The following is an 11,298-nucleotide window of genomic DNA, read 5'->3' as shown; positions in this document are numbered from 1 at the left end:
CGCGATGTGTTCACGGGTTCGAGCCGTGAACACATCGCGAGAAGCTGCCGGGCAGGGACTCGAACCCCAAATACCAGAGCCAGAATCTGGCGTGTTGCCAATTACACCACCCGGCAACGGGTTGCGGGGAGCAGTATAGGAACCACGAACACGAAATAGGCGGACCGACCGGTTCTGAAGCCTTCCACCCAGGTATTCTCAGCGCTACATTGAAGCTCGGCCTAGCGGGGGCAGCCGCCTCCGCGCGATCGACAGGACTTCCGTTCGCATGCCAGACGCCGGGAACGGCTCAGTTCAGCTCTTGGAGGCAGACCCCGAGCTCGCTCGAGGCCTGGATCCGCGCCGTGTGCGCGAAGTCAGCCAGCGCTTGTTCGCGCGCTCGATCGACGTGCCTCGGGGGCCGTGGTCGCCCGCCCGCGCGTTGGCCGGCGGGACGAATCCGATCGGGCTGCTCGTCCTCGACGGCCTGCTCGTGCGTGAGGCCATCGTGGGCGACCACCCGTGCGCCGAGCTGCTCGGCCCGGGCGATCTCTTGCGTGCCTGGGACGACCGGGACGCCGAGGTCCTGCTGCCCCGCAGCGTCGAGTGGAGCGCGCTCAGCACGGTCCGCCTGGCCGTGATCGACCAGGCCCTGGCCGTCCGCGCCGCCCAGTGGCCCGAAATCTTTGCCTCGCTGGTCGAACGCGCCGCCCGCCGCGCCGAGCGGCTGGTCGTCATGCAGGCGATCGCCCATCTGACCCGGGTCGACGACCGTCTCCTCGCGCTGCTGTGGTGCCTGGCCGAGCGCTGGGGCCGCGTCGCTCCCGGCGGCGTGGTGGTCTCGCTGCGGCTCCCGCATCGCACGCTGGCCGGCATGGTCGGCGCCCGCCGCCCGTCGGTCACGACGGCCCTGGGACAGTTGATCGCGCGCGGAGAGGTCGAACGTCGCCCGGACGGCGGCTGGCTGCTGCTCGGCGAGCCGCCCGAGCCGCGGCAGGCGCGGCCGGTCGACGATCACAGCTCCATCGCCTTCCAGCGGCACTCCGCGTAGACGGCGCAGTTCGGCGGGGCGACCCGCCCCGGGTGGGGCGGGTCGCTTGCCGCTCGCGCCGCGATGCCTACTGGGCCCAGGGCGGAGGGGTGCCCTTTGTTCGCAGGCCGAGCTCGGGGTTGGAGCTCACTTGCGGCGGCGAGGCCGTCTTGCTGGCAATGGTACGGGAACGGAGCCTTACGCGTGACCGTTGTCGCCCACGAACTGGGCGGTGATGTCACGCTCGATGCCCGGGTCGAGGACGACGAGGACCTCGTCGCCCGCCTCAACCACCGTGTCTGCCTTGGGCACGAAGCCCGAGCCGCCGCGAAGCACCGAAATAACGAGTGCGCCGTCCGGGAGCCCGATGTCAGCGATCGCACGACCGGCGGCGGGCGCGGTGTCGGAGACCACGAGCTCGATGATCTCGAGGCGCTCCTCCGGCAGATCGAGCAGGTGGACGAGCCCGTAGCGCGGGACCTCGTGTTCGATCAGGCGCAGGATCAGGTCGGTGGCGGACACCGCGGGCTGGATGCCGAGCAGCTTGAAGTGCTCGAGGTTCCGCGGGTTGTTCACCCGGGCGATGATCCGCTCGCACAGGTACTTCTCCTTGGCCACCTGGCAGATCAGCAGGTTGTCCTCGTCGTCGCCGGTCACGGCGACCACCAGGTCGGCGCGCTGGATGCCCGCGCGCTCCAGGACCCACAGCTCGGTGGCGTCGCCGTACTGGACGGCGTGCTCGAGCTCCTGCTCGACGGTCAGATAGCGGCGGCGGTCCTGCTCGATGCAGGTGACCTCGTGGCCCTTCTCGAGCAGCTCGCGCGCGAGGTTCCAGCCGACCTTGCCGGCGCCCGCGATGATGACGTAGAGGCCCTCGTCCATCAGACGACCTCGCCGAGCGCCGCCTGCTGCAGCTGTTCGATCGCGATCTGGGTCGGGCAGATGGTCTGCAGGCCCTGCTCGGCGTACCAGGCGGCACGGCGCGGGTCCAGCACGCGCGCGATCACGCGCTCGACGTTGAACTTGCGCTGCGCGATCTGCGCGACCACCAGGTTCGTGTTGTCGCCGTTGGTGGAGGCGATGAACACGTCGGCCTCCTCGACCCCGGCCTCGATCAGGGCGTCGATCTCCAGCGCGGTGCCGATGGTGAAGCGCCCGCCCGCTTCTTCCCAGGACGAGCCGAGCTCGACGTCCAGCCGCTCGTGCGACAGCGGGTCCTCATCCAGGACGGACACGGTGTGGCCGCGGCCCAGCGCCGACGTGGCCAACGCTGCCCCGACGCGCCCCGCTCCAACGACGAGTACGAACACAGCTGGAACCCTAGCGTCCGGCCGGGTCGGCGTGCCCGAGCGGAACCGGAGCGTCCGCTGGAAGCGGATCCATCGGGTCGAGCGTCCTGCCCGCGGGCGGCGCCGTGAGGATGACGCGGCAGGTCGCCTTGTTGATCACGTAGCGGGTCGTCTCCCCCACGCTCGTGTCGTGCAGCCCCGGCTTGCCGCCCAGGCGCAGCCCGCCGCCGACGCGGGTCGGCTCCTCCGCGGCGAGCACGACCGCTTCCACGCCGCGGCGCTTGGCCTCACGCACGATCGCCTGCCCCGCCTTGCGCGAGCGCACGACCGCCGTCTGCACCTCGACGCCCTCGTACTCTTCACCCACGGCCTTCGCCCGCGCGAGGGCCGCGCGGGCGCGCTTGAGCTCCTCGTCCGGCACCCGCGCGTCGAGCGGCAGCGTCAGCGGCACCTCGAACACCCAGATCGCCTCGATCACGGCGCCCTCGTCGTCCTCGTCGCGCTCCTCGGCCGCGAGCCGGCCCGCCGTCTGCATGATGTCGTCGTCCAGCGGCGTGCCGAGGACCGGCACGAGGATCGAGCCGAACTCCACCTCCGCGGCGCGCCGGGTCAGCGCCGCCTCGGGCACCGTCACGCGCTTGAAGACGTCCTTGCCCTGCGAAAGCCGGTAACCGAGGTACAGCGACACGCCGGCGACCATCCACACCACCCCGACCCAGCGCGCCGCGCCGTGCTCGACGAGCAGCGCCAGAAACGCCACGAGAGACATCGCCACGCACAGGACAGCCGGGACCGGCAGCTCTGCGCCGCGCATCCGTACGTTCAACGGCATCTTGTACGGGCGGTCGCGCGCCGGCTCGCGCCAGCGCAGCCGGATCACGGACGCGCCCACGATGGCGAAGGCGATCGTCGCCCCGAACGCGCAGATCGCGGCCAGGAACTCCATGTCGGCCGGGACCAGCAGCACGATCGCGGCCACGGCGCCGAAGCCGATGATCCCGACGGGCGTCGCGCGCGTCGGGTGCAGCGAGCCGAACGCGGACGGGATCTGCCGGTTGACCGACAGCGCGTACCCCAGCCGCGACAGCCCGAGCATCGCGGCCTGGGCGGCGCTGACGAAGATGACGACCGCCGAGACCGCGATCAGCACCTGCAACGGCTCCCGGATCCACGCCTGCGAGAACCCGTCCGCCACCCCGAGCAGCGGCGCCTCGATCCAGCGCGAGCCGGTCGGCGGCAACACGGACGAGGCGATCAGCGCGATCCCGAGGTACGGGACCAGCGCGGCCAGCAGCCGCACGCCGATCAGCCGCCGCAGCCCGGCCCGGCCGATTCTCACCTGCCCGGACAGCCCGGAGGAGGCGTCGATGCCGCTGAAGGCCACCAGCACGAGCGGGAACGCGAACACCAGGTTCTCCAGCGACGGCGTACCCGCGACCGAGGCGGGATTCAGCAGCACGTCGGGCTCGAACAGCAGCGCCAGCCCGAGCACGACGACCAGCACCTGCAGCAGCAGATCGCCGAGCACGAGCACCGCCACGCGCTCGAAACGCCGCGGCCCGCCGCCCCGGATGGCCAGGAAGGCCACGAACAGCACGATCGCCGTGCCGATCAGAAACTCGGTCAGGCCGGAGTTGAACTCGCCCCAGAACAGGCCGAGGTAGTCCGTCGACGCGAACGCGCACAGCGCCACCAGGATCAGGTAGTCCAGGCAGATCGCCCAGCCCGCGACGAACGACACGAGCTCGTTGAACCCGTAGCGGGCGATGACGGTCGCGCCGCCGCGCTCCTGGTGCAGCGAGGCGCCCTCGACGTACACCGGCACGATCACCGCGAACAGCAGGCCGCCGGCCAGGAACACCGCCCACGTGAGCCCGAGCGCTCGCTCCGCCACCAGCCCGGTGGAGAAGTAGATCGAAGCGGCGATGAAGCCCTGGACGATCCCGAACAGCGCCGGGGAGCCGAGTTGCTTCTTGAGCGGCTTCACCGCAGCGAACGCTCCACGTAGATCCGCCCCGCGCCGGCGGCGATGAACAGCACGCCGAGGATCACGCCGATCGCGATCGGCCCACCATCACTCAAAAACGTCCGTACGATAAGCCCCACGCCGATCAAGATCATCAGTGCCGGAAGGATGTACCCACGCAGCAGCTTCACAGGATCATCTCCTGGTGCCGGTGATCCGCCGGCGCGGACTCGATGATCACCCGGCACGGCCGCTCCGCCAACACCGTCTCCAGCGTCTTGCCGAAGATCGACGCGCCGTTGATGCGCCGCGGCAGCGGCATCACGATCGCGGCGGCGCGCATGTCCGTCGCCTCCTCGATGATGCGCCGGCCCGCCTGGCCCGAACGCACCCGCTCCACGTGGCCCGACACGCGCGCGCCCGCCTGCAGCCGGGCCTGCTCGATCACCGACTCGGCGGCCGCGACCGCCTCGGGCATCGGCGCGTCGATCTTCAGCGCGCTCGGGACGGTGACCAGCGCGAGCACGTGGATCCCGCGCCGCTTGCGGGCGGCGAGCTTGGCCGCGGTGGCGATCACGGTCTCGTTGTAGCCGTCGCTCAGCGGCACGAGCACCGAGTCGTACTCGGCCTCGTGATCCACCACGGGCTGCGGGATCGCGACCTTGTGCGTGGAGGTGAGGTCCAGGCCCTGCGCGCGCCGGTAGAAGAGGAAGACGAGCACGCCGAGCGTGAGCCAGGCCACGCCGGTGATCGCCACGTCCGGGTGCAGCGCGATCGTGACCACCAGCGCCGCGAAGGTCCCGAACCCACCGATGAACGCGAACACCGGCAGGTCGTGCCCGCGGAACGTGAAGTTGCCGGGCGCGCGGTACGGGCGCGGCAGATCGGGGCGCGAAACCCGCAGCCGGATGATCGCCGAGTGCGCGATCGTGAACGACAGCATCGCGCCGAACGCGTACAGGTTGCCCAGAAAGCCGGCCTGGCCCGGGAGCGTGATCAGGATTGCGAGAAAGCCGAAGAGCAGGATCCCGATCCACGGCGTGCGGTACTTCGGGTGCAGCTGGCGCAATCGATCCGGCAGCTGGCGGTGGATGCCCATCGAGTACACGAGCCGGGACACGCCGATCAGGCCCGCGTTGGTGGCCAGGAACAGGATCGTGGCGGCGAGCACGCCGACGTAGATCTCCGCCGGCGTCTGGAACGCGCCCAGGTTGAGGTTCGCGACCACGCCCGCGATCGGGTCTCCCGCGTAGCCACCCTCCTCCTCGGAGAGGCCGAGCAGCGTGAAGTACTCGCCGTCCTCCCCGCGCTGCACCGGCAGCGCGACGAGCGCCACGGCGGGCAGCGTGAAGTAGATGGCGAACACGGCGATCGCGACGCGTTTGATCGCCGCCGGGATCGTCCTGACCTCGTCGCGCGCCTCCTCGGCCATGTTCGAGATCGTCTCGATGCCCGTGTAGGCGATCATCCCGATCGGGATCGCGAGGATGAAGTCCTTCCAGGTCGGCGCCACGCCGAGCTCGACATTGTCGACCAGCTGCCCCGGGTCCGCGCCCAGCACGAGCACCGCGCCGACGATCACCAGCAGCACCTGCGTGAGGAAGTCCACGACCGCGAGCGCGATGTTCAGGCCCGCGGACTCCTTGACGCCGACGACGTTGATCCCCGCCAGCAGCGCGATGATCACCGCGCCCGCGATGATGTCCCCCGGCGAGTGCCGCAGCGCCTCCCACCCGAACGCGCTGCCGATGTAGTGCGGGACGAAGAACGCGGAGATCGCGACCGTCACCACGTAGTTGAGCATCTGGCCCCAGGCGGCGAAGAACGACCAGAACTCGTTGAACGCGCGGCGGGCGAAGCTGGAGGAGCCGCCCGCCTCCGGGTACATCGCGGTCGCCTCCGCGTAGGTGGCGGCCGTGCACAGGAAGAAGATGCCGGTGATCAGGAAGACGATCGGCGTCAGGCCGAGCGCCAGCGCGGCCACGAGGCCGAGCGCGTAGTAGATGGAGGAGCCGACGTTCCCGTAAGCGGTCGAGAAGAGGGCGTTGACCCCCAGGACCCGTTCCAGTCCTTCCAGCCGGCGTCTTGCCATAGAGCGCGGGCGATTCTAGGGACGATGGGTGTTGACACCCATTGACGCGAGGTTACGCCTTGCTCAGCGCTTCGATGGCGTTCTCGGCGCGCTTGCGGATCTGCTCGTCCGGGTCCTCGTCGCGGACCTGCTCGAGCGGCGGGATGAAGTCCTTCCAGCGCGTGATGCCCATGGCGATCATCGCCGTCCGGCGAATCAGCGAATCCTCGTGCGAGAGGTACTCGACGAGGAGCTTGACGACCTTGGCGTCGCTCTTCTCCGGCGCTGCGGTCGCGACCGTGAACAGCGCCAGGCGTTGGGCGTCCACGTCGTCGTCGAACTGATCCAGGTGCGCCCGGAACTCCGACGGCTCGAGCATCTCGATCTTGGCTTGGAGCTGCTTGGCGGCGGCCGCTCGGCCGGGGCCCTCGACCTCGAAGTACTCCACCGCGGTCCCTCCGTCCTCGATGAAGCGCACCTTCGCGTCCTCGTCGGGCACGGTCCACGCGGCGGTCGCCCCCTGGCCCGCGGAAGCCTCCTCCCAGCCGTGCTCCTCGACGACGGCCATGGTCTCGTCGTAGGAGTCCTGGTCCTTCGGGACCAGGCGAATGGTGTCCCCGTGTTCCGGCATCGCGTGTCCCCTCTCGCGTTAGAGCAGCAACGCCTTCAACTTTGACAGCAGGTGCTTCTCGAGCTTCTTCTCGACGAACACCTTGCACTCGGCGTCGGTCGTGAACATCGGCTTCTCCGCGCGCATCAGGCTCTCGAGGTAGGTGACGACCGTCAGCATCTCCCTGCGATACAGCGCTTCGACGTTGTCCTGCTCGAGGTCGCTGAGCTGCTCCGGCGGCACCAGGGAGTTGCGTGCGTCCGCCACCGACCCCTTGGGCGCCATCGGGTTGAGCTTGGTGACGACGTCCTTGAGCGGCGCGCCGCCCTCCCCGGCCGACTCCCACGCCATGTAACTCGTCGCGAACGCGGCCGAGTTGCGCCCGGGCTCGACGACGAACATGAGCCGGGCGATCGCGGCGGCCTGGCTGGCAGCCTTCGGATGGTCGGCGAACCCGGGGCCGATGGGCTTGTTCTGCAGGACGTTGTGGATGCCCCTGCGGATCACCTCGGGTGAGAGCCCGGACTCCTCCATGTCGGCCAGGATGCCGGTGATCGCGGGGTTGTAGTGCCCCTTGCCCAGCCCGTAGGTCTTGATGTGGCCGGGCATGGACGTGTAGCTCTGGCCTTCGTTGACGTCCTGGTCGCCCATCATCACGTGCTCGCCCGTCTTGGGTTCGCGTTGGGCCTTCCCGCTGATCGCCGCGGCTTCGGCCGCGGGAGACTGGGCGTCCCGCGGCTTCATGTCGGGGTTGTTCCTGCGGCGGGCGCGAGCGGCCTTGATCTTCCTGATCTCGGCGGTGACCTGTGGATTGTTCTTGAGCTTCTCGCCGATGCGCAGGAGCATCGCGTGCAGGTCGGCCGGGTCGGCGAAGATCTTCTCCACCACGTCCTTGACCGGGTTCACCTGCGCCTTGACGCCGATGTACTCGCCCTTCTGCTCGACCCACAGGCGCGAGAGCTTGTTCGCGACGCGCCAGTAGAGCAGCTGCGCCTTCATCCGCAGGCTGGAGGCCTTCTTGGCGACGAGGGCCATGATCTTGGGCCGGATCTTGGCCACGGCGTCGTCGAGCTTCTTCTGCTTGTCCTCCTTGGTCTCTTGATTCTTCTTGCCGTCCTTGTCGGTCTTCGTCTTCTTGTTGCGCTTGCCGAAGACCTTGTCCTTGAGCCGGGTGGCGCCGCGCTTGATCTTCTTGCCGACCTTCTTCATCGCCGCCATCAGCTTCTTGCCGATCTTCTGGGCGATGGCCTTGATCTTGCCCGCGACCTTGCTCGCGGCGCCGGCGATCTTGCGCAGCAGGAACTGGGAGACGAACTCGATCACCGCGACGGCGGCGGCCGCGAGCGCGTTGGCGAACGCCGGGCCGGCGTTGCCGGACTTGACGGCCTTCAGGAAGGCGATGAAGCGGTCGATCGCGGCGAGGATCTTCTGGATCGCGCCCCAGGCCGCCATCAGACCCTGGACGACGGCCATCACGGCGCCGGCGGCGGGGACGATCATCGAGACGAGGCGCTCGACGAGGATCATGATCAGCGCCGGCGGGATCGCGGCCTTCAGCGCCTCGAACGCCATCTTGCCGACCTGGGCCATGGTGATCCCGCCCTTGGTGAGCAGGCCCATGACGCTCTTGCCGAGGCCGAGCAGCGATTCCAGCTTCTCGTTGAACCAGCTCTGGATGGCGGTCTTGAGCGCCTTCCACAGGTGGTTCTTGATGCCGTCCATCACGGCCGCGCCAAGGTTGCTCAGCCACTGGCCGGGGTTGGACGCGATGTCCTTGATGATCGCCGCGAACTGGCCGAGCGCGGCGATCGCGGCCTTGGCCTTCTCGATCGCGGCCTTGACGACGTTCTTGACCGCGTCGATCGCGGCGCTGATGCCCTTCTTGAGCAGGTCCAGGCCCTGCTTGAGCGCGTTGCCGACCGCGGTCATGACCTTGCGGATGCCGTCCTTGACGGCGGTCACGATGCGGTTGAGCGCCTGAACGGCCTGCTTGACGCGGTCCTTGATCCACTTGCCGAACTTCTGGCGCGCCGCGGCGAAGCCCGGGATCAGCTTGTCGCCGATCGCGAGCAGCTTGCCGGCGACGGCCTTCACCTTGTCGGCGACGAACTTGACGGCGCGGTCGATGACGCTGTGCGCGAGCTCCTTGGCCTTGTTGATGGCCGTGGTGATCGCGCTGCGGACCTTGTTGAAGACCGCGGTGATGCCGTCCTTGACCTTGTCGTAGAGCGCCTTGGCCTTGGACGCCACCCAGCCGAAGAACCCGCCGCCGCCGGATTCCTCCTTGGCCTTGTCCTTCTCGCGCTTGGCTTCCTCGTCGCCCTTGCGCTTGGCGTCCTCGGCTTCCTTGCGGCCGGCCTCGACGTGCTTGACCGCTTCTTGCTCGGCTTTGCCCTTCTCGGTCTGGATGGCGGTCTGGGCCTCGCCGACCGCCCCGGTGGCCTCGGTGCGGGCCGCGTCGGCGAGCTGCTTCTGCTCGCCGGTCCAGTCGCTGCGGGCCTGTGAGACGCCGGCCTTGGCCGCGGCGTGCTCGGCGATCTGGTCGGCCTTGCCCTTGGCCTCCTCGGCCTGCGCCTCTTCGACGGCCGCGGCCTTGGTCTGGGCGGCCTTCTGCGCGTGCTGTTGTTTCTCGGCGCCGATCTGTGCGGCGGCCTGGGACGCGGCGGCCTTGAGCTGCGGGCCGGATTCCTGGTCGGCGACGATGCTCGCGGTCTCGTCGTCTGCGCCGGGGCCGGCGGCGCCGGGCGCGGCCTGTGCGCCGCCCGCGGGGATCTCGGCCTTGATCTTCTCGGGCTTGGTCGTGGGCGCGAGATCGTTCTCGCCGGCGGGCTCGGCGGCCTCCTTGACGCCCTGCGCGCTGGTCTTGGCGACCGTCTCGTCCAGGTGCGCCTTCTGCTCGCCCATCTGCGCGGGGTCGGCGGCGCCCGTGAGCTGGAGCTTGGGCGTAGAGATCGCCGGGACCGCGACGGCGCCGTCGGACGTGGGCAACGCGTCGATCGCGGCCTTGATCTTGGCCCCGTCGCCCTCGGAGACGTTGCCCTTGGGATCGGGGGTGAGCGCCGGGCCGGGCGGCAGCGGGGCCTTTGGTGGCGGCGCGGGCGTCGGCGCCGGCTTCTCGGGCTCGCCACCGCTCTTCGCGGCCGCTTTGGTGGTGGTCGGGCGGCTGGGCGGCGTGCTGGCGTGCTTCTCGTCGGCGGCCGGGCCGTCCGCGCCGCCGCCGGCCTCGATCTCGGGCGGCTGCGCCGCGAGCTTCTCCTGCTCCTTGGTGACGTGGTTGGCGGCGGCCTTCTCGGCGCCGCCCAGCGTCTCGAGCATCTGCGCGGGCTTGAGCGACGCCGCCGTGGAGACCGCCGCGGCCGGGTCCGCGTTGCTCACGTCGGGCGCGGGCGCCTCGGGTTCGGCCTCGACGGCGCCGCCGCCTCCCCCACCGCCGCCACCGCCGGCGTACTCGCCGCCGCCGCTCGCGCCGAGCGCCTCGAGCTCGCCCTGCGCGTCGGCCGAGATCGCGGACGGGTCCTGCGCGGGCTCCTCTTCGGGCTCGGCGGTCAGATCCTCCGTGGGCGGCGCGAGGAGCTCCGTCGCGGGCGCGCGGGCGATGAACGTCTCGCCGCCGCCGGCGTCCTCGGGCTCCGTGGTGGGCTCCGGCGTCGGCGCCAGTGCTTCCGCGGGCGCCGGACCGGCCTCGACCTCCGGCGCAGCGACCGCCGCGGGGGCCGCCTCGTCCATCGGCGCGTCGGGAGCCATCGCGGGCGAGACCGCCGCGTCCTCGGCCGGCTCGGGCCCCGGATCGGGCTCCGCCGCCTCCGGGTCCGCCGGCTCCGCGGTGTCGGCCGTCTCGGGCTCCGGCAGCTCGAACGTCGTGGACGCGGGCGCGGGAGCCGGCTCGGGCTCCTCCTCGCGCTGCGGCCCGGCGGCCAGCTGCGTCTCGATCTCGGCGAGTTCCTCCTCGGACGGCCCTTCCTTCGCCGCTCCGCCTTCGCCTTCGCCTCCGGCGGCCTCGGCGCCGACGTCGGGCGTGCCGCCGGCGGGCGCCGCCGCGGGCCCAGCCGGTGCGGCGGGGGCCGCCGCGTTCAGCCCGCCCGTGACGGCCGCCGCCACCCCACCCATCGCGCCCGCGATCGCGCCGGGCGCGCCGAGCACGGAGAGGGGCGCGGCCGCCGCGCCACCGGCCGACGCCGCAAGCCCGGCGATGTCGCCGACGCCCGCCGCCCCGGCCGGCGCTTCGAGCCCAGGCCCGGCCGGACCACCACCGGGAGCCACGGCCGTCCCCGCCGCGTCGGGGCCCGCGGCGCCTGGCACGGCCGGTAGCGCGGCCGCGCCCCGGGGCACCGCCGCACCGGCGCCCGGTCTCCG

At 70.8% G+C, this 11,298-nt stretch carries 8 protein-coding genes and 1 tRNA gene; 1 reads left to right on the top strand and 8 read right to left on the bottom strand.

Going from position 1 to position 11,298, the window contains the following annotated elements; translation table 11 throughout:
* Positions 1-44: 44 nt before the first annotated feature.
* Positions 45-116: transfer RNA gene (locus tag OJ962_RS29215), tRNA-Gln, on the bottom strand.
* 230 nt (positions 117-346) lie between these two features.
* On the opposite strand from OJ962_RS29215, the gene OJ962_RS29210 reads away from it, so the two are divergent.
* Positions 347-1,030 carry a helix-turn-helix domain-containing protein gene (locus OJ962_RS29210; RefSeq protein WP_270006788.1) on the top strand — a complete coding sequence of 228 codons (684 nt, stop codon included), beginning with the start codon at positions 347-349 and terminating at the stop codon, positions 1,028-1,030.
* A 177-nt stretch (positions 1,031-1,207) separates the two neighbouring features.
* Here the strand turns inward: OJ962_RS29210 and OJ962_RS29205 are convergent, their stop codons facing one another.
* The 7 genes from OJ962_RS29205 to OJ962_RS29175 are packed head-to-tail and all read right to left on the bottom strand — an operon-like array spanning position 1,208 to position 11,205.
* On the bottom strand, positions 1,208-1,891 hold the full coding sequence (locus OJ962_RS29205; RefSeq protein WP_202954027.1) for a potassium channel family protein: 684 nt from the start codon (positions 1,889-1,891) through the stop codon (positions 1,208-1,210).
* On the bottom strand, positions 1,891-2,319 hold the full coding sequence (locus OJ962_RS29200; protein WP_202954026.1) for a potassium channel family protein: 429 nt from the start codon (positions 2,317-2,319) through the stop codon (positions 1,891-1,893). The genes OJ962_RS29205 and OJ962_RS29200 overlap by 1 nt, the downstream gene beginning before the upstream one ends.
* Before the next feature lie 10 nt (positions 2,320-2,329).
* Positions 2,330-4,285, bottom strand: a complete 1,956-nt coding sequence (locus OJ962_RS29195) for an amino acid permease (RefSeq protein ID WP_202954025.1) — start codon at positions 4,283-4,285, stop codon at positions 2,330-2,332.
* A complete protein-coding gene (locus tag OJ962_RS29190) occupies positions 4,282-4,455 on the bottom strand; it encodes a hypothetical protein (RefSeq protein WP_202954024.1) in 174 nt (57 codons plus the stop codon). Before OJ962_RS29190 ends, OJ962_RS29195 begins: the two co-directional genes overlap by 4 nt.
* Positions 4,452-6,356 (bottom strand): amino acid permease, encoded by a 1,905-nt coding sequence (locus OJ962_RS29185; RefSeq protein WP_202954023.1) that lies wholly within the window; start codon positions 6,354-6,356, stop codon positions 4,452-4,454. Before OJ962_RS29185 ends, OJ962_RS29190 begins: the two co-directional genes overlap by 4 nt.
* A gap of 52 nt (positions 6,357-6,408) precedes the next feature.
* The gene (locus tag OJ962_RS29180; RefSeq protein WP_202954022.1) at positions 6,409-6,966 is read right to left on the bottom strand and encodes a HEAT repeat domain-containing protein; all 558 of its coding nucleotides are present in this window, start codon (positions 6,964-6,966) and stop codon (positions 6,409-6,411) included.
* 18 nt (positions 6,967-6,984) lie between these two features.
* Positions 6,985-11,205 (bottom strand): hypothetical protein, encoded by a 4,221-nt coding sequence (locus OJ962_RS29175; protein WP_270006787.1) that lies wholly within the window; start codon positions 11,203-11,205, stop codon positions 6,985-6,987.
* Between the last annotated feature and the right edge of the window lie 93 nt (positions 11,206-11,298).

It is taken from the genome of Solirubrobacter deserti (genome assembly GCF_027587175.1).
GTDB classification, from domain to species: domain Bacteria; phylum Actinomycetota; class Thermoleophilia; order Solirubrobacterales; family Solirubrobacteraceae; genus Solirubrobacter; species Solirubrobacter deserti.
Note: the sequence above shows the minus strand (reverse complement) of the source record. Positions and strands in the feature narration are given on the sequence as shown.